General features: G+C 67.3%; 14 protein-coding genes. 6 read left to right on the forward strand and 8 right to left on the reverse strand.

What is annotated here, in order from left to right:
• Nucleotides 1-40: 40 nt before the first annotated feature.
• The 6 genes from PSEWESI4_RS14990 to PSEWESI4_RS15015 all read right to left on the reverse strand — a co-directional run bounded on the left by PSEWESI4_RS14990 (nt 41) and on the right by PSEWESI4_RS15015 (nt 5,006).
• Entirely contained in the window at nt 41-784 is a 744-nt protein-coding gene (locus PSEWESI4_RS14990) for a hypothetical protein (protein WP_187672017.1), read from the reverse strand.
• Nucleotides 785-979: 195 nt separating this feature from the next.
• Complete coding sequence (locus tag PSEWESI4_RS14995) at nt 980-1,699, reverse strand: substrate-binding periplasmic protein (protein WP_187672018.1); 720 nt, start codon at nt 1,697-1,699, stop codon at nt 980-982.
• 264 nt (nt 1,700-1,963) lie between these two features.
• Nucleotides 1,964-2,920, reverse strand: a complete 957-nt coding sequence (locus PSEWESI4_RS15000) for a quinone oxidoreductase family protein (RefSeq protein WP_187672019.1) — start codon at nt 2,918-2,920, stop codon at nt 1,964-1,966.
• A gap of 222 nt (nt 2,921-3,142) precedes the next feature.
• Nucleotides 3,143-3,754 carry a LysE family translocator gene (locus PSEWESI4_RS15005; protein WP_187672020.1) on the reverse strand — a complete coding sequence of 204 codons (612 nt, stop codon included), beginning with the start codon at nt 3,752-3,754 and terminating at the stop codon, nt 3,143-3,145.
• 3 nt (nt 3,755-3,757) lie between these two features.
• Nucleotides 3,758-4,399 carry a LysE family translocator gene (locus PSEWESI4_RS15010; RefSeq protein ID WP_187672021.1) on the reverse strand — a complete coding sequence of 214 codons (642 nt, stop codon included), beginning with the start codon at nt 4,397-4,399 and terminating at the stop codon, nt 3,758-3,760.
• A gap of 67 nt (nt 4,400-4,466) precedes the next feature.
• Nucleotides 4,467-5,006 (reverse strand): hypothetical protein, encoded by a 540-nt coding sequence (locus PSEWESI4_RS15015; protein WP_187672022.1) that lies wholly within the window; start codon nt 5,004-5,006, stop codon nt 4,467-4,469.
• A gap of 281 nt (nt 5,007-5,287) precedes the next feature.
• Here PSEWESI4_RS15015 and PSEWESI4_RS15020 point away from each other — a divergent pair, with 281 nt between their 5' ends.
• The 3 genes from PSEWESI4_RS15020 to PSEWESI4_RS15030 all read left to right on the forward strand — a co-directional run bounded on the left by PSEWESI4_RS15020 (nt 5,288) and on the right by PSEWESI4_RS15030 (nt 8,544).
• Complete coding sequence (locus PSEWESI4_RS15020; RefSeq protein WP_187672023.1) at nt 5,288-6,385, forward strand: diguanylate cyclase; 1,098 nt, start codon at nt 5,288-5,290, stop codon at nt 6,383-6,385.
• A gap of 136 nt (nt 6,386-6,521) precedes the next feature.
• On the forward strand, nt 6,522-7,292 hold the full coding sequence (locus tag PSEWESI4_RS15025) for a transporter substrate-binding domain-containing protein (RefSeq protein ID WP_187672024.1): 771 nt from the start codon (nt 6,522-6,524) through the stop codon (nt 7,290-7,292).
• A gap of 130 nt (nt 7,293-7,422) precedes the next feature.
• Nucleotides 7,423-8,544 carry a beta-ketoacyl-ACP synthase III gene (locus PSEWESI4_RS15030; protein WP_187672025.1) on the forward strand — a complete coding sequence of 374 codons (1,122 nt, stop codon included), beginning with the start codon at nt 7,423-7,425 and terminating at the stop codon, nt 8,542-8,544.
• A 310-nt stretch (nt 8,545-8,854) separates the two neighbouring features.
• Here PSEWESI4_RS15030 and PSEWESI4_RS15035 read toward each other — a convergent pair whose 3' ends face one another.
• The gene (locus tag PSEWESI4_RS15035; RefSeq protein ID WP_187672026.1) at nt 8,855-9,892 is read right to left on the reverse strand and encodes a zinc-dependent alcohol dehydrogenase family protein; all 1,038 of its coding nucleotides are present in this window, start codon (nt 9,890-9,892) and stop codon (nt 8,855-8,857) included.
• A 132-nt stretch (nt 9,893-10,024) separates the two neighbouring features.
• Nucleotides 10,025-12,727, reverse strand: coding sequence for a cation-transporting P-type ATPase (locus tag PSEWESI4_RS15040; protein WP_408004317.1), 2,703 nt, complete (start codon nt 12,725-12,727; stop codon nt 10,025-10,027).
• Nucleotides 12,728-12,919: 192 nt separating this feature from the next.
• On the opposite strand from PSEWESI4_RS15040, the gene PSEWESI4_RS15045 reads away from it, so the two are divergent.
• From PSEWESI4_RS15045 to rbbA, 3 genes are all read left to right on the forward strand, one after another.
• Nucleotides 12,920-13,783 carry a universal stress protein gene (locus PSEWESI4_RS15045; protein WP_187672028.1) on the forward strand — a complete coding sequence of 288 codons (864 nt, stop codon included), beginning with the start codon at nt 12,920-12,922 and terminating at the stop codon, nt 13,781-13,783.
• Between the two features lie 158 nt (nt 13,784-13,941).
• On the forward strand, nt 13,942-15,015 hold the full coding sequence (locus PSEWESI4_RS15050; protein WP_187672029.1) for an HlyD family secretion protein: 1,074 nt from the start codon (nt 13,942-13,944) through the stop codon (nt 15,013-15,015).
• Nucleotides 15,012-17,747 (forward strand): ribosome-associated ATPase/putative transporter RbbA, encoded by a 2,736-nt coding sequence (gene rbbA / locus PSEWESI4_RS15055; protein WP_187672030.1) that lies wholly within the window; start codon nt 15,012-15,014, stop codon nt 17,745-17,747. Before PSEWESI4_RS15050 ends, rbbA begins: the two co-directional genes overlap by 4 nt.
• Nucleotides 17,748-17,749 lie beyond the last annotated feature (2 nt).

A 17,749-nucleotide genomic window follows, 5' to 3' on the forward strand; every position in this document is an offset into this window, starting at 1 on the left:
TCGTGATGCGAGAGGCCCCCACGATGTGGGGGCCAGGGTGTCAGCGAACGCCCTGTTGCACAGGGGTGTCGTCGATGACGCAGCGGAACTGAATGGGATTGATGCGTCGCACATCCGTTGGATATGCCGGTGCGAGGCATGCGCCGTAGGCGACGTGGACAGCCCCCTGAAGGTTTTCATGGAGAACGAGGAGTTCATGGCCTGGCGGCTGCTGGATCGCGCCGACCGACTCCTTGCCATCGCACGCGTAGCCCCCGGAAGTGCCGGTGTAGCAGTAGGCGGTGTTGACGGTCTGGCTACAGACGTTTTTCAACAGGATCTTCTGGTAGTGGCCATCGCTGGATTCCAGTCGCTTCAGGCAGTCGGTCGCGATCTGTCCTCGTTTCAGGCCGCTGCTGACTGGTGTCGTGTTCATCTGGTGGGCTTGTTGCTGCTGCGCGAGCAACGCGATGGTGGCCGACATGTCGGGACTGCTGTCTGAGGACGGCTGCAACGCATTGGCCAGCATCTGGTACTGGTAGGCGTCGGGGCTGCCGCTGGCCTGGCTTACGCTGGCGGCGGTCTGGGCGACGGCATGGTAGTCCGAGGGGGAGTCCAGCGCCCCGCCAAGGGTGAAGATGTCGATGATCGGTCCGAACAGCAGGGCGAATGTTCCCATGAAGGTGCCGGCGACGATGTCGCCATTGCCCATGCTATCGCCGGCCTCGCCGAGCATCTCCATCGTCGTGCAGCCGTGCAGGCCAAGAGTCAGGGCGAGTGTGAGGCCCAGTTTCGTGCGTTTCATGTATTGCTCCCCAATGCTGGCGGCGTGGCGGGCGCATCCTGTCGTATCGGCCCGTCCGTGGGCCCGCCTGCACGCAAGGTGCTTGTCGTGTCGTGGGCCGCGATGTGTCGGGCATCACGGCCGGGCATAGGCTAGGGAGCCTGCGGAGGTATTTCTTCCTTCATCTGAATGAAAGATGGCGCCTTGGAGGAAGCTTCAGCGATAGCGGGAGAGAATTTCCTCGATCTCGCCATCCTCTTTCATCCGCACCAGGGCGCGCAGCAGTTGCATGGTCGGCACGTCCGGTTCGTCGCGGACGATGCAGGCCACCAGGTCGGCGGAGAGCTGGCTCAAGGGCTGGAGCTGGCGGTTGGCGGGCTGGTGGCGGTTGAACCAGGCCAGCGAGAGTTCGTTGCTGATCGCATAGCGGTAGCGCTCGGCGTCCAGCTTGAGCAGGGCGAGCGCCTGGGTACGGGCGTCGTCGCGGAGCAACTGGCCGCTGGCGAACAGCGGCTCCAGGCGCGGATAGGTGAAGCCGAGCACGGTGCCGATCGTCTCGCCATGCAGTTGCTCCAGTTGCAGGGGAACGGCGTGGCGGCCGACCAGCCAGTCGCGCTGGACCAGGAACGGCACGCTCCAGATGTACTGGTGATGGGACTCGGTGAGCCAGGCGGGATTGACGTAGCAGCGCACGTCGATCTCGCCGCGTGCCAGCATCTGCTGCACGCGCAGGCGCGGCATGACCAGTTGCTCGGCACGCCGGCCGACCTTTTCGGCCAGGCGTGTCTGCAGGTCGTAGAGGATGCCGCCGGTGGCCTGCCCGTTCTCGATGTTCATCATCGGCATCACCCAGCTTTCGCTGACCGAGAAACGTAGCGGGCGCTCTTCCGCCACGACGGCAGCACTCACGAGCAGGGCGATGGCCAGAAGACGCATAGGGTGGGCGAGCCTTTGGACGGGCGTTCAGGGTTGGAAGCTTAAAACATATCCTCCTTGCGCTGTTGTCCTGCGCCTCATTCGCGTTCTTGGCGCCTGTTCATGATCTTGCGAGCTAGGGATAAACGGCGCCGAAAATGACCGAAGGGGCGGAGTTTGCTGTTGTAAATGAGCATTTCGAGGTCATTTGACTAGCTTCGCTCGCCCTTCGGCTGTTACTCCCGCTGGTCGTTTCAATGCCGTTTAGCCGACGCGCAGCAGGCCCTAGGGGCAGAGGATGAACTTCTCGGTACTCCCATCGTTCACCGCCCGATAGCAGGCCGGGCCATCGCTCAGTGGCACCGAGCGCAGGTCGCCCGGCAGCGGCAGCTTGCCTTCGTCGAACAGGTGCCCGAATCCGTCGAGCATGGCGGCGCACTCGGCGGTGCTGTACAGCAGCGAGTTGATGCCGACCAGCACGCCGCCACGGCGATAGAGGTTCAGGGCCGGCAGTTGCACGAGGCCGTCCACCGGCGCGGCGATGATCGCGATGCGCCCGAAGGTGGCCAGGGCCGGCACGGCGGCGGGCAGCCAGAAGCCGGTGGTGTCGAGGATCACTTCGGCGCCGCCGGGGAAATTGACCTCCACCTGGCCGGGCAGGTTGGCCGGGTCGCCGAGCAGCAGGGTGGGAATGCCGTCCTCTTCGAAGCCGCCCAGCGGCTCCAGGCGGCGTGCCGCGATCAACACTTCGGCGCCGAGTGCCCGGGCCAGGTTCACCGCTGCGGCGGCGACCGCGCCGGCGCCGATCACCAGCAGGCGGGTACCGGTCTGCACCCGGGTTCGCTCCAGGGCGTCCCAGGCGGTGGTGTAGGGCACCCCGCAACTGGCCGCCTGGACGAAGCTCAGCGACGCCGGCTTGCGCGCCACGCCGCTGGCCGGCAGGCAGATGTGGCTGGCGTGGCTGCCGTCGCGGCTGAAACCGATCTGGTTGCCGGTGCCCCAGACTTCCTGGCCGACCAACTCGGCTGGGCCCTGCACGACCACGCCGGCGAAGTCGCGGCCGGGCACGCGTGGCAGGGTGGTGTAGGGGAAGCGGCCGAGGACGTTCTTCACGTCGCTGGGGTTGAGGCCGGCGGCGCGGACCTCCACCAGCACCTCGTCGGCGGCCGGCACGGGCGTCGGCAGTTCGAGGTGGCGCAGGGAGGAGAGGTCGCCGGCGGCGTTGAATTGCAAGGCGTGCATGGTGGGTCATCTCTCGGGTTCAGGCCGCCGGCTGCGGGCGGGAGGGGAAATCGGATCGCACGCGGCGATCGTCAATCAGTCTAGGAGCACTCGGGCGGGCGAGTCGGACAAGGACTTCCGCGGATCGGTCAATCGGCGCCGCTGGCCAGGTAGGCGGAGGGCGCCACGCCGAGCGCGCGGCGGAACATGTCGTGTTCCCCGCGCCAGCGGGGATGTTCCCTCTCAGCGAGTCAGCGGCAGCGCTGCGCCCATCAGCCCGAACAGTCCGCCGCAGCAGCGGTTGAAGCCCTTGCCGGCGCGTTCCAGCCAGGGGCGGACGCGGTGGGCGAGGCGGGCCAGCAGGTATTCGGTGAAGCCCTCGGTGATGGCGAAGGTCGCCGCCATGATCGCGAACTGCAGCCAGAGGTTGCGCGCCGGGTCGAGGAACTGCGGCAGGAAGGCGCCGTAGAAGAGGATCACCTTGGGATTGGAGACGGCCGAGAAGAAGCCCTGGCGCAGCAGCACGCGGCCAGGCCGGGGCGGTGCGTGTTCGGGCGCTGTCAGGTGCAGGGCCGGGGCGCGCCAGAGCTGGATGCCGAGCCAGATCAGGTAGGCGCCGCCAACCCACTTGAGGATGACCAGGGCGTGGGCCGAGGCCTGGAGCAGGGCGCCGATGCCGAACATCGACAGCGCCATCAGCACCACGAAGCCGCCGATCCCGCCGGTGATGGTCCACAGCGTGCGGCGGTGGCCGTAGAGCGCGCCGTGGGTGAGGGCGAGCAGGCCGTTGGGGCCGGGCGTCAGCGACAGGCCGATGACGGCGACGAGGTACAGCAACCAGGTGTGCAGGGCCATGATTCAGCTCCGTTGGGCGAGCGCCAGCTTGATGCCGAGGGCGACGAACAGCCCGCCGATGGCGCGGTTCAGCCAGCAGCCGATGGTCGGGCCGGGGCGCAGGCGGTCGCGGGCGAACGCGATGGTGAAGGCCAGCAGCAGGCACCAGAGCAGGCTGTTGATGTTGAAGATGCTGCCGAGCAGCAGGAACGCCAGGGTCTTGTCGGCGGCGTCCGGGGCGATGAACTGCGGCACGAAGGCGAGGAAGAACAGCGCGACCTTCGGGTTCAGCGCGTTGGTCAGGAAGCCTTGCAGGAACACGCGGCGATAGTCGCATGTCGCCGCCGTGTCCGGTGCTGCCAAGGGCGTGGCCTGTGCCGGCTTCTTCAGCAGCAGGCTCATCCCCAGGTACAGCAGGTAGGCGGCGCCGACCAGCTTGACCACGGTGAAGGCGGTCGCCGAGGTGGCGAGCAGCGCCGACAGGCCGAGCGCGGCGGCGAGAATGTGCACGCAGGTCCCGCCGGCGATGCCCAGCGCCGCGCTGGAGCCGGCGCGCCAGCCCTGGGTGGCGCTGCGCGTCATCACCAGCAGCGAGTCCGGTCCGGGCGCCAGGTTGAGCAGGAGGCCGGATACGACGAAAAGGGCGAGGTCGTGGATGCCGAGCATGATGGAAACTCCGGTGGCGATAGCCGGCGAGTCTGCGCGGGGAGACGGCCGGCCCGCAACTCGCGCCTTATTGGTCGGACTGTTCCTGCTCGGCGAGCAGGCTTGCGTAGGCCGGCGCGGCGTAGATGCCGACTTCCACGCACAGCGCCATGACCCGCTCGAGGTCGCTGGTGTAGACCAGCACGGCCTGCAGTTCGTCGTCCAGCGGCTCGCTGAAGTCGACCAGTACGTAGCCGCCCTTTTCCGGGTAGAGGCTGCTCAACTGGGTCTGGATGCGCTTGAGCGCGGTCAGCGGGTCGGCCTTGCGCAGGTCCTTGGGCTTGAGGACGAAGCGGACTGCCTTGCCGAACGAGGCGAGGATCTGCGCGAACAATTGTTCATGGTCGTCGGCCTGGAACAGCACGATGTCCGGCAGGCTGCCGACCACGACCCATTCGCCGAGCGGGATGGGGAAATCGTCGTCGTAGTTGATGTCCGGGTTGGCCTGCAGGAAGGCCTCCGGGTCGGCATAGGCCTGGGCGGCTTCGTCGGCGATCGAGGCGATTTCCTCGGCGCCCAGGCAGCCAGAGGAGATTTTTTCGATCAGTTCGGCGAGTTGTTCTTTCATGGCTGGCATTCCCGGGAGCGGCAAAGGCGCGAAGGATATACCGGACGCCGCTTCGTTGGGATGCCGTGTTCGCCCGGACGACGGGGAAACCCGCTTCGTCGCCATGGATGGCGATGACCTGCCGGTTGTGCTGGCCCTAGGCTATAGTCAGGCGCATTGTTCGGTTCGGTACGAAAAGTGTCTTCTCTCGGCGACTTTTCGTACCGAACCCAGGGACCGTTGACGTTTCGTCACGGCCGCGACGAAACCTCAACAGACCCTATGGGATGGGGCAGGGGCTAATGAACGAACGCCGATCGAGAAATTCGGCCAAGCCGGGGCTGTCTTTCGTCCGCCGGGCCTTCCTGCCTCGGGCCATCGGGCTGGCCGTGGGGTTCTTCGCGGTGGCCGGAGTGCTCTGGGGGCGGGCCGAGCCATTGTGGCTGTGGGGGCTGCTGGCGCTGTACTGCTACGTCTGGCCGCTGGTCGCCTATCGCATCGCCATCCGTTCCGCCGCGCCTTACGCCGCCGAGCAGCGCCATGTGCTGCTCGATTCGCTGATGGGCGGCTTCTGGATCGCCACCATCCAGTTCAACGTGCTGCCGACGGTGATGCTGCTGTCCATGCTGGCGATGAACAACACCGCGACCGGCGGCGCGCGTTTCGTCGGCCTGGGCTTCCTGCTGCAATTGGTTGGCATGGGGTTGTCGGTGCTGCTGTTCGGTTTCGGGTTTTCCCCGCAGACCACCCAGCAGCATGTCTACGCCTGCATCCCCATGCTGGTGGTACATCCGCTGACCATCGGCCTGGTGCTCTACCGGCTGGCCATCCAGCTCGGCAAGCACAAGAAGGCGCTGCGCGAGTTGAGCCGCACCGACAGCCTGACCCGGCTGTTCAACCGCGGTTACTGGAAGGACTGCCTGCAGATCGAGTTCGACCATTGCCGGCAGGCCCGCCAGATGGCCAGCCTGGCGTTGATCGACGTCGACAACTTCAAGGCGACCAACGACCAGCACGGCCACGTCACCGGCGACAGCGTACTGCGCACGGTGGGCGAGCGCATTCGCCAGAGCCTGCGCAGCGAGGACCTGGCCGGGCGCTACGGCGGCGACGAGTTCTGCATCGTCCTGCCCCATGCCGACCCGGCGCTGGCTCAGGAGATTCTCGAACGCCTGCGCGGCGAGGTGGCCGGGCTGCGTTTCGCCGAGGCGCCCGACCTGCGGGTCAGCCTGAGCATCGGCGTGGCGGGGTTCGATCCGCGCCTGGCCGACGCCACCGCATGGCTGCGGGCAGCCGACCACGCGCTGTACGAGGCCAAGCGCCTCGGCCGCAACCGTATCGTGCTGGCCCCGGCGGAGGACGACGGGACGGTCCGCATGTCCGACAGCGCTCCCGCCTGACGATCGACTCCTGGCCTCGACCTTGCATGACCCTGCCTCCTGGCTTTCCGGCTCTGGACAAAGGTTCCCGCTGCGGGGAAGCTTGGACGCCGGCCGGAGGGGCCGCCGTCATGATCAACGACAATGAGGAGCAGGTATGGGCAGGTGGTGGATCGGAGTGTTGATCCTGGGACTGCTGGTGGCGTCGCCGCTGCGGGCGGAGGTGCTCAGGGTAGCCATGGAAGGAGCCTATCCTCCGTTCGAGGAAATCGGCGAGGACGGCAAGCTGAAAGGCTTCAATGTCGACATCGCCAATGCGTTGTGCGAGCAGATGGAGGCCGAGTGCGAGCTGGTGCGCTTCGAGTGGGACGACCTGATCCCGGCGCTCGACCAGAAGCGGGCCGACATGATCGTGGCTTCGATGTCGATCACCGAGGAGCGCCTGAAACAGGTGGACTTCACCGAGAAGTACACCCAGACCCCGGCCTTCTTCTTCGCCAGGGAAGGGCTGGTGCACGAAGTGATCATCACGCCGCGCCGGCTGGCCGGCAAGCGCATCGGCGTGCAGCGCGACACCACCTTCGACAGCCTGCTCACCGAGCGCTACGGCACGTACGCGCAGATCGAGCGTTTCGACAGCGCCACCCTGGCCTATGACGCGCTGTCCGCCGGCCAGGTGGACATGGTGTTCGACGATGCGGTGTCCGGCTACATGGGCTTCCTCAACACACCGCGTGGCGCGGGCTTCGAGCGGGTCGGCGGCAAGATCGTGGCGCCCAAGTACCTGGGGCGTGGCGAAGGCATCGCCGTGCGCAAGGATGACACCGCCCTGAAGGACCGCCTGAACGAGGCGCTGACCGCGATTCTCGACAACGGCACCTACAAGCGCATCGAACGCAAGTACTTCCAGCAATTCTCGGTGTACTGAGCAGCTCCCGGAGGCCCGGCGTCGGCCGGGCCGTCCAGTCGACGAACGTTCTATCCCTCTATGGGGTAATAACGACGTTTTGGGGCACAATAGTCGCCATTCGATCAATAACCTCTTGAGAGGAACGACTGTGCATAACGTCGTCATCAGCGGTACCGGCTTATTTACTCCTGCCAACAGCATTTCCAACGAAGAACTGGTCGAGTCCTTCAACGCCTACGCCCGTCAGTTCAACGCCGACAACGCCGCCGCCATCGAGCGGGGCGAGGTCGAGGCGCTGGCCGAGTCCAGCGTGGCCTTCATCGAGAAGGCATCGGGGATCAAGAGCCGCTTCGTGATCGACAAGGCGGGCATCCTCGACCCGCAGCGCATGGTCCCGCGCATTCCCGAGCGTTCCAACGACGAGTGGGGCATCCTCTGCGAGATGGCCGTTGCCGCCGCCCGTGAAGCCCTGGAGCGCGCCGGCCGGACGCCCGCCGACATCGACGGGGTGATCGTCGCCTGCTCCAACCTGCAGCGCGCCTACCCGGCGGTGGCCATCGAAGTGCAGGCCGCCCTCGGCATCCAGGGTTTCGGCTACGACATGAACGTCGCCTGCTCCTCGGCCACCTTCGGCATCCAGGCCGCGACCGCCTCGGTACAGACCGGCCAGGCCCGCGCGGTACTGATGGTCAACCCGGAAATCTGCACCGGCCACCTCAACTTCCGTGACCGCGACAGCCACTTCATCTTCGGCGACGCGGCCACCGCGGTGATCATCGAGCGTGCCGACCAGGCCACCTCGAAGCACCAGTGGGACGTGGTCGGCACCAAGCTGCTGACCCAGTTCTCCAACAACATCCGCAACAACTTCGGCTTCCTCAACCGCGCCGCGGAAGAGGGCATCGGCACGCGCGACAAGCTGTTCGTGCAGGAAGGCCGCAAGGTGTTCAAGGACGTCTGCCCGATGGTCGCCGAGCTGATCGCCGAGCACCTGGCCGAGAACCGGTTGAACGTCAGCGACGTGAAACGCTTCTGGCTGCACCAGGCCAACCTCAACATGAACCTGCTGATCGCCCGCAAGCTGCTCGGCCGCGATGCCGAGCCGAGCGAGGCGCCGGTGATCCTCGACACCTACGCCAACACCAGCTCGGCCGGCTCGGTGATCGCCTTCCACAAGCACCAGGACGACCTGCCCTCCGGCAGCCTGGGCGTGCTCAGCTCGTTCGGCGCCGGCTATTCGATCGGCAGCGTGATCCTGCGCAAGCGTTGATGGAGCCGCTCCTGCACACGCTCAGCCCCCGCAGGATGGGTTGAGCGAAGCGATACCCATCGCCAACGCGCGATGGGTATCGTCGCAAGCTCCTCGACCCATCCTACGGTCGTGCGATCGGATCGACCCGATCCCTACATCTCCAGCCGCGTAGCCCGGATGCAATCCGGGACACTGCAAGGCTTCTGTAGGGGGCGCCACGCGCACCGCCAGGGTGTCGGCACAGGCCCTTGTGCCCTCGCACCTGGCCTCGTGCTGCATTCCTTCTCGGTGCGCACGGCGCACCCTGTGATCGAGGCGCCTCGTATCCCTACATCTCCAGGATCACCTTCAGCGCATGGCTGTCCGCCGCCTTGCCGAACACCGCATAGGCCTTGAGCGCTTCGCCGAAGGTGAAGCGGTGGGTGATCATGCGCTGCGGGTCCAGCTTGCCGGCTTCGACCATCTTCATCAGTTGCGGGGTGGTGACGGTGTCCACCAGGCGGGTGCGCAGGGTGATGTTCTGGCTCCACAGGGTTTCCAGGTGCAGGTCGACCTTGACCCCGTGCACGCCGAGCACGGCGATACGGCCGCCGGGGGCGATGATCCGTTCGCACAGGGCAAAGGTGGCCGGCACGCCGACCGCCTCGACGGCCACGTCCACGCCTTGGCCGTCGGTCAGGAGCTGCAGCTCGGCGGCCACGTCCTCGCGGGCGCTGTTGAGCACCCGGGTGGCGCCGAAGCGCTCGGCCACGGCCAGGCGGTTGGCATCGACGTCGACGAGGATCAGTTCGGCCGGCGAGTAGAACTGCGCGGTGAGCAGCGCGGACAGCCCCACCGGCCCGGCGCCGACGATGACCACCACGTCGCCGGGGTTCACCTCGCCATTGAGCACGCCGCATTCGTAGCCTGTGGGCAGGATGTCGCTGAGCATCACCATGGCTTCGTCGGGAATGCTCGCCGGCAGCGGGTGCAGGCTGCCGTCGGCGTGGGGGATGCGCACGTACTCGGCCTGGGTGCCGTCGATGCGGTGGCCGAGGATCCAGCCGCCGTCGGCGCAGTGCGAGTACATGCCCTTCTTGCAGTAGGCGCAGCGCCCGCAGGAGGTGATGCAGGAGATCAGCACGCGGTCGCCGGGCTTGAAGCGGGTGACGCCGCTACCGACGCTCTCGACGATACCGACCCCCTCGTGGCCGAGGATGCGCCCTGGCTCGCAGGTCGGCACGTCACCCTTGAGGATATGCAGGTCGGTGCCGCAGATAGTGGTCTTCAACACCTTCACGATGGCGTCGGTGGGCTGCTGCAGTTGCGGTTGCGCCCGTTGCTCGACGACTGGTTGGCCGGGGCCCTGGTAGACGATGGCTTTCATGGCAATACCTCCGCGTGTCGGGGTGAGGGAAAAGGTTCCATTACCTCCGTAGAAGCCAGCTTGCTGGCGATTCGTTGCATTCCCGGGACGACAGGACCGCCAGCGAACCGGCTCCTGTGCCGTCGGCCCGGTTCATGGCTGGGTGCTCGAGAAAAACCGCCGCACCACCCATTTTTCAAACTCCGCCACGAAGAACAACAGTAATCCCGCCGCGAACACCCGCAGCCATTCCTCGGCGCTCAGGCCGACCGAGCCGAACAGCTTCTGCAAGGGCGGGGCGTAGGTGTAGAGCAGTTGCAGCACGGCGCAGCAGCCCAGCGAGATCAGCACGTAGCGGTTGCCCAGCAGGCCCTCGCGGTTGATGACCGAGAGGTAGATGTGCCGGCTGTTGAGCAGGTAGAACATCTCGCAGGCCACCACGGTATTGACCGCGATGGTCCGCGCGCTCTCCAGGCCGGTGCCGCGATCCAGCTCCCAGAGGAACAGGCCCAGCGCCCCGGCCATCATCACCACCGAGACCATGAATACCCGCCAGACGAAGAAGCCGGACAACAGCGGCTCGGCCGGATCGCGCGGTGGCCGGCGCATCAGCCCGGGTTCTCCCGGCTCGAAGGCCAGGGCCAGGCCGAGGGTGCTGGAGGTCGCCAGGTTGATCCACAGTACCTGGGCCGGGGTCAGCGGCAGGGTGAGCTGGAAGAGGATCGCGGAGATCACGATCAGCGCCTCGCCGCCGTTGGTCGGCAGCATGAACAGCACGAATTTCTTCAGGTTGTCGTAGATCGCCCGGCCTTCGCGCACCGCACGACCGATGGTGGCGAAGTTGTCGTCGGTGAGTACCACCTCGGCGGCTTCCTTGGCCGCCTCGGTGCCCTTGCGGCCCATGGCCACGCCAACGTCGGCGCGCTTGAGGGCCGGCGCGTCGTTGACGCCGTCGCCGGTCATCGCCACCACCTGGCCGCTGGCTTGCAGGGCCTCGACCAGGCGCAGCTTGTGCTCCGGGCTGGCGCGGGCGAATACCTCGACGCTGGGCATCACGTCGCGCAGCTCGCGGTCGTCGAGCAGTTCGATCTCGGCGCCGGTCAGTGCCGGCTGGCCGATGCCGATGCCGAGCTGGGCGCCGATGGCGCGGGCGGTCTCGGCGTGGTCGCCGGTGATCATCTTCACCGCCACGCCGGCGCTGCGGCACTCGGCCACGGCGGCGATGGCCTCTTCTCGCGGCGGGTCGATGATGCCGACCAGGGCCAGCAGGATGAAGCCGCTCTCGGTGTCGGCGAAGCTCAGGCTCTGCTGCTCGCCGTCCACCGGTTTGACCGCCAGGGCCAGCAGGCGCAGGCCACGGGCGGCGATGTCGGTGGCCATGCGCCGCCAGTAGTCCGGGTCGAGGGGCGCGGTGCCGGCGTGGCCGTGGCGCTGGCGGTTGCACATTTCCATGACCCGCTCGGGGGCGCCCTTGAGGTAGATGAACGCCTGGCCCTCGTGGTCATGGTGCAGGGTGGCCATGAAGCGGTGTTCCGACTCGAAGGGGATCACGTCGCGGCGCGGCAGCTCGCTGGCCAGGGTGGCCGGGTCGTAGCCGAGCTTGAGGGCGAGGGTGTACAGCGCGCCTTCGGTGGGATCGCCGTCGAGCTGCCAGTGGCCCTCGATCTGGTGCACCACCGCGTCGTTGCACAGCAGCGCGGCACGGCCGATCTCGGCGAGCGGGGCGTGGCCGGCGATCTCCAGCGGCTGGCCGTCGAGCTGGAAGAAGCCGCCCTGCGGCACATAGCCGGCGCCGCTGACCTCGACCACCTGCTCGGCGCTGACCACCCGTTGCACGGTCATTTCGTTGCGGGTCAGGGTGCCGGTCTTGTCCGAGCAGATCACCGTCACCGAGCCGAGGGTCTCCACCGCCGGCAGGCGGCGGATGATGGCGTGCTGCTGGGCCATGCGCTGCACGCCGAGGGCGAGGATCACCGTCATGATCGCCGGCAGGCCCTCGGGGATCGCCGAGGCGGTCAGCGCGACCACCATCATGAACATCTCTGCCGGCGGCTGCTGGTGCCAGAAGATGCCGAGCAGGAAGGTCGCCCCGGCGAACACCAGGATCACCAGCGCCAGCCAGCGGCTGAAACGGTCGATCTGGCGCAGCAGCGGGGTGGACGTCAGTTGCACCTGTTGCAGCATGGCGCCGATGCGGCCCAGCTCGGTGGCGGTGCCGCTGGCGACCACCAGGCCGAGGGCCTGGCCGCTGGTCACCAGGGTGCCGGAATAGGCCATGCCGCGCCGGTCGCCGAGGGCGGCGTCGGCGGCCACTGCCTCGGTGTGCTTCTCCACCGGCACCGATTCGCCGGTCAGCGCCGCTTCGTCGACATGCAGGTTCTTCACGCTGAGCAAGCGCAGGTCGGCCGGCACCTTGTCGCCGGAAGCCAGCGCCACCACGTCGCCGGGCACCAGTTGCGCGGCGTCGATCTCGCGGCGCTCACCGTCGCGCAGCACCAGGGTGTGCGGGGCGAGCATGTCGCGGATGGCGTCCAGCGCGCTTTCCGCCTTGCCTTCCTGGATGAAACCGATCACCGCGTTGACCACCACGGCGATCATGATCACCACCGTATCGACCCACAGGCCGAGGGTCGCGGTGATCAGGGCGGCGACCATCATCACGTACAGCAAGACGTTGTGGAACTGGCGCAGCAGGCGCATCAGGGGGCCGGGACGGGGCGGTTCGGGAAGGCGGTTGGCGCCGTAGCGCTCGAGACGGGCGGCGGCTTCCTCGCTGGACAGCCCGTTGTGGCTGCTGTCCAGTTCGCTGAGCGCCTGTTCGCCAGGCAGTGTGTGCCAGTCGCGTGCAGGGGGCATGTCGTTATCCATTGGAAGGGCTTCCTTATATGGCCGTGACGAAACGCCAACAGGCCCTTATGTCCGATTCGCGTGACCGGTTTTCAGAGTAGTTGCTGAAAGGAAGGCTAGGCTTGACTTGTGTCAACAGCACCAGGCCGGGCCTGGGCTGCAATACGAAGACACATTACGGATGCTCAAGGAGATAGCGCGATGAACAGATTGCTGGTGGCCACCGACCTTTCCTCTCGCTCGGATCGGGCCGTGCAACGGGCTGCCCTGCTGGCCAAGCGCTTCGGGTGCGAATGGACGCTGGTCCACGTGATCGACGACGACACGCCGCGCCGGCTGATCGAGCGGCAGAAGATCGATGCCCAGGAGCTGCTCGAGGATCGCGTCGAGGGCCTGGCGCTGATCGCCGGCCAGCGGCCGCGGGTGATGGTCGAGGTCGGCCCGGTGGAGCAGACCATCAACGAGATCGCGGTCGGCACCGGCAGCGAACTGCTGGTCCTCGGCACGCACCGCAAGAGCCTGTTGCGCGAAATCTTCATTGGCACCAGCGCCGAACGCATCATCCGTAGCAGCCGCCTGCCGGTACTGCGCGTGGCCAGCGGTGGCGAGGACGAGTACCGCAAGGTGCTGCTGGCCGCCGACATGTCCGCCAACAGCGCCCACGCCATCCAGACCAGCCGCGCGCTGGGCCTGCTCGGCGACAGCGAGCTGCATGTGGTGCACGTGTTCGAGGCCTTCGCCAAGGGCGAGATCCTGATGTCCGCCGCCGAGGCCAGCATCGTCGCCACCGCCACCCGCGAGGCCAAGGCGCAGGCCGAGGCCGAGCTGAGCCAGTTCCTCGCCCAGCAGCAGCTCGACCTGCCGGCAGGGCAGGTGCACGTCGAGGAAGGTTTCTCGGTGATCGAGCTCAAGCGCAGCATCGAGGAGCTCGATCCCGACCTGGTCGTGATCGGCACCCACGGCCGCAGCGGCTTCAAGAAGCTGATGCTCGGCAGCGTGGCGGAAACCCTGCTCGGCGAGGTGGAGCGCGACATCCTCTGCGTGCCGATGCCGCAACACGCATGATCCGCCATAACCCGTAGGGTGGGCTTCAGCCCACCCTACGGGTGTGTCGGTAAAAGCGGCGAAAAAGCGTCAATCTCCAGCGTCCTGACTTGAATCAAGACCCAATACCAGGCCTGCGCCGAGAATGGGTGCACGGATAGGCAGCCAGTGAGGCAAGCATGCAGAAGAATATGAAGAGGTGGCTGGGACGTGGCGTGACCGTCCTGGTACTGGCCGGCGTCGCCGCTCTGGCCTGGCAGACCCTGAAACCCAACGGCCTGCCCGAGGGGTTCGCCGGCGGCAACGGCCGTATCGAGGCCACCGAGGTGGACGTGGCCACCAAGCTGGCGGGAAGGGTCGCCGAGCTGCTGGTGGACGAGGGCGACTTCGTCAAGGTCGGCCAGGTGGTGGCGAAGATGGACACCCAGGTGCTGGAGGCCCAGTTGACCCAGGCCCAGGCCCAGGTCCGCCAGGCCGAGAATGCCCAGCTCACCGCCGGCGCCCTGGTGGCGCAGCGCGAGAGCGAGAAGCAGACCGCCGTTGCGGTGGTCAGCCAGCGCCAGGCCGAACTGACCGCCGCCAGCAAGCGCTTCGCCCGCACCGAAACCCTGGTCAAGCGCAACGCCCTGGCCCAGCAGCAGCTCGACGACGACCGCGCGGTGTTGCAGAGCGCCCAGGCGGCGCTGGCGGCGGCCCGCTCCCAGGTGCTGTCCGCCGATGCCGGCATCGCCGCCGCCAAGTCCCAGGTGATCGAGGCGCAGTCGGCGGTGGAGGCCGCCCGCGCCAGCGTCGTCCGCCTCCAGGCGGATATCGACGACAGCCTGCTCAAGGCCCCTCGCGACGGCCGCGTGCAGTATCGCGTGGCGCAGCAAGGCGAAGTGCTGGCGGCCGGCGGCAAGCTGCTCAACATGGTCGACCTGGCCGACGTCTACATGACCTTCTTCCTGCCCTCGGCGCAGGCCGGCCGCGTGCAACTCGGCCAGGAAGTGCGCCTGGTGATCGACGCGGCGCCGCAGTACGTGATCCCGGCCAAGGTGTCCTACGTGGCCAGCGTCGCCCAGTTCACCCCGAAGACCGTGGAGACCGCCAGCGAGCGCGAGAAGCTGATGTTCCGCGTCAAGGCGCGCATCGACCCCGAGCTGCTGGAGAAGTACATCACCTACGTGAAGACCGGGGTGCCGGGCATGGCCTACCTGCGCCTCGATCCTGATGCCGAGTGGCCGGCCGAGTTGCAGATCAAGGTCCCGCAATGAACGGCCCGGCGGCACGCATCGCCGGCGTCACCTTGCGCTACGGCGAGACCCACGCGGTGGACGGCGTCAGCCTGGACATCCCGGCCGAGCGCATGGTCGGGTTGATCGGCCCGGACGGCGTGGGCAAGTCCAGCCTGCTGGCGCTGGTCGCCGGCGCGCGGAGAATCCAGGACGGCGAGGTCGAGGTGCTCGGCGGCGACATGCGCGACCCGCGCCACCGCCGCCGGGTCTGCCCGCGCATCGCCTACATGCCCCAGGGGCTCGGCAAGAACCTCTATCCGACGCTCTCGGTGTTCGAGAACGTCGATTTCTTCGGGCGCCTGTTCGGCCACGACCAGGCCGAGCGCAAGCGGCGCATCGCCGACCTGCTGGAAAGCACCGGTCTCGCGCCGTTCGCCGAACGTCCGGCGGGCAAGCTGTCCGGCGGCATGAAGCAGAAGCTCGGGCTGTGCTGCGCGCTGATCCACGATCCCGACCTGCTGATCCTCGACGAGCCGACCACCGGCGTCGATCCGCTGTCGCGCAACCAGTTCTGGGAGCTGATCGGCCGCATCCGCGCCGGCCGGCCGGGCATGAGCGTGATCGTCGCCACCGCCTACATGGAGGAGGCCGAGCGCTTCGACTGGCTGGTGGCGATGGACGCCGGCCAGGTGCTGGCCACCGGCAGCCCGGCGGAGATCCGCGAGCAGACCGGCAGCGATTCGCTGGAGGCGGCGTTCATCGCCCTGTTGCCGGAAGAGAAGCGCGACGGCCACCACAAGTTGGTGATCCCGCCGCGCGCGCAGGCCGAAGGCACGCCGCAGATCGCCATCGAAGCCAAGGACCTGACCTGCCGCTTCGGCGATTTCGTCGCTGTCGATCATGTGAGCTTCCGTATCGAACGTGGAGAGATATTCGGCTTCCTGGGTTCGAACGGCTGCGGCAAGTCGACCACCATGAAGATGCTCACCGGCCTGCTGCCGGCCAGCGAGGGCGATTGCGCGCTGTTCGGCCAGCCGGTGGACGCCAAGGACATGGCCACCCGCCGGCGGGTCGGCTACATGTCCCAGGCGTTCTCGCTGTACAGCGAGCTGACCGTGCGCCAGAACCTGGTGCTGCACGCGCGGCTGTTCCACCTGCCGGACGACGAGATCGAGCCACGCGTGGTGGAGATGCTGCAACGCTTCGACCTCAAGAAGGTGCAGAACGAGCTGCCGCCCAGCCTGCCGCTGGGCATCCGCCAGCGCCTGTCGCTGGCCGTGGCGGTGATCCACAGGCCGGAAATCCTCATCCTCGACGAGCCGACCTCGGGCGTCGACCCGGTGGCCCGCGACGGTTTCTGGCAACTGATGGTCGAGCTGTCGCGCAACGAAGGGGTGACCATCTTCATCTCCACCCACTTCATGAACGAGGCGCAGCGCTGCGACCGCATCTCGCTGATGCACGCCGGCAAGGTGCTGGACAGCGACACCCCGCAGGGGCTGATGGAGAAACGCGGCCTGCCGACCCTGGAGGCGACCTTCATCGCCTACCTGGAGGAGGCCACCGGCGTCGCCGGCAAGCCGGCGCCCGAGCCCGCGGCGCCGGAGCTGGCCGAACCCGCCGCGCCGGCCCGCGCGCAGAGGGCGCGCTTCAGTTGGCAGCGGCTGTTCAGCTACGCGCGCCGGGAAAGCATGGAACTGCGCCGCGACCCGATCCGCCTGACCCTGGCGCTGCTCGGCACCGTACTGCTGATGTTCATCATCGGCTACGGCATCAGCATGGACGTCGAGGACCTCACCTACGCGGTGCTCGACCGCGACCAGACCACCACCAGCCAGGCCTACGCGCTGAACATCGCCGGCTCGCGCTATTTCATCGAGCACGAGCCGATCCGCGACTACACCGAGCTGGAGCAGCGCATGCGCAGCGGCGAGCTGAGCCTGGCCATCGAGATTCCGCCCGGCTTCGGCCGCGACCTCAAGCGTGGCGCCAACCCGGAGATCGGCGTATGGATCGACGGCGCCATGCCGACCCGCGCCACCACCGTGCAGGGCTACGTGCAGGGCATGCACAACGATTACCTGATGGAGCTGGCGCGCGGCGCGGGCGTCGAGGCGTCGGCCGGTCCGGCCAGCAGCGAGGTGCGTTATCGCTACAACCCGGACGTGGAGAGCCTCAAGGCCATGGTACCGGCGGTGATCCCGCTGCTGCTGATCATGATCCCGGCGATGCTCACCGCCCTCGGCGTGGTGCGCGAGAAGGAGCTGGGCTCGATCACCAACCTCTACGTCACCCCGGTGACGCGCCTGGAGTTCCTGCTCGGCAAGCAGTTGCCGTACATCGGCATGGGCATGATCAACTTCCTGCTGATGGTGGCGCTGGCGGTGTTCGTCTTCGACGTGCCGCTCAAGGGCAGCTTCCCGACCCTGGTGCTCGGCGCGCTGCTCTACGTCGCCGCTTCCACCGGGCTCGGCCTGCTGCTGTCGACCTTCATGCGCAGCCAGATCGCCGCGGTGTTCGGCACCGCCATCGCCACCATGATCCCGGCCATCCAGTTCTCCGGGCTGATCCACCCGGTGTCGTCCCTGGAGGGCGCGGCGGCGGCCATCGGCCAGGTCTACCCGGCCACCCACTTCCTGGTCATCAGCCGTGGAGTGTTCTCCAAGGCCCTCGACCTCACCGACCTGTGGATGTATTTCGTGCCGCTGCTGCTGACCATCCCGCTGCTGACCCTGCTCAGCGTGCGCTTCCTGAAGAAGCAGGAGGACTGAGC

The sequence above is a fragment of the Zestomonas carbonaria genome, from assembly GCF_904061905.1.
Classification (GTDB): Bacteria; Pseudomonadota; Gammaproteobacteria; order Pseudomonadales; family Pseudomonadaceae; genus Aquipseudomonas; species Aquipseudomonas carbonaria.

What these genes read in the sequence shown, in the direction of transcription:
- PSEWESI4_RS14990 (WP_187672017.1), bottom strand. Translation starts at nt 784, where the DNA reads ATGAAACGCACGAAACTGGGCCTCACACTCGCCCTGACTCTTGGCCTG.
- PSEWESI4_RS14995 (WP_187672018.1), bottom strand. Translation starts at nt 1,699, where the DNA reads ATGCGTCTTCTGGCCATCGCCCTGCTCGTGAGTGCTGCCGTCGTGGCG.
- PSEWESI4_RS15000 (WP_187672019.1), bottom strand. Translation starts at nt 2,920, where the DNA reads ATGCACGCCTTGCAATTCAACGCCGCCGGCGACCTCTCCTCCCTGCGC.
- PSEWESI4_RS15005 (WP_187672020.1), bottom strand. Translation starts at nt 3,754, where the DNA reads ATGGCCCTGCACACCTGGTTGCTGTACCTCGTCGCCGTCATCGGCCTG.
- PSEWESI4_RS15010 (WP_187672021.1), bottom strand. Translation starts at nt 4,399, where the DNA reads ATGCTCGGCATCCACGACCTCGCCCTTTTCGTCGTATCCGGCCTCCTG.
- PSEWESI4_RS15015 (WP_187672022.1), bottom strand. Translation starts at nt 5,006, where the DNA reads ATGAAAGAACAACTCGCCGAACTGATCGAAAAAATCTCCTCTGGCTGC.
- PSEWESI4_RS15020 (WP_187672023.1), top strand. Translation starts at nt 5,288, where the DNA reads ATGAACGAACGCCGATCGAGAAATTCGGCCAAGCCGGGGCTGTCTTTC.
- PSEWESI4_RS15025 (WP_187672024.1), top strand. Translation starts at nt 6,522, where the DNA reads ATGGGCAGGTGGTGGATCGGAGTGTTGATCCTGGGACTGCTGGTGGCG.
- PSEWESI4_RS15035 (WP_187672026.1), bottom strand. Translation starts at nt 9,892, where the DNA reads ATGAAAGCCATCGTCTACCAGGGCCCCGGCCAACCAGTCGTCGAGCAA.
- PSEWESI4_RS15040 (WP_408004317.1), bottom strand. Translation starts at nt 12,727, where the DNA reads ATGCCCCCTGCACGCGACTGGCACACACTGCCTGGCGAACAGGCGCTC.
- PSEWESI4_RS15045 (WP_187672028.1), top strand. Translation starts at nt 12,920, where the DNA reads ATGAACAGATTGCTGGTGGCCACCGACCTTTCCTCTCGCTCGGATCGG.
- PSEWESI4_RS15050 (WP_187672029.1), top strand. Translation starts at nt 13,942, where the DNA reads ATGCAGAAGAATATGAAGAGGTGGCTGGGACGTGGCGTGACCGTCCTG.
- rbbA (WP_187672030.1), top strand. Translation starts at nt 15,012, where the DNA reads ATGAACGGCCCGGCGGCACGCATCGCCGGCGTCACCTTGCGCTACGGC.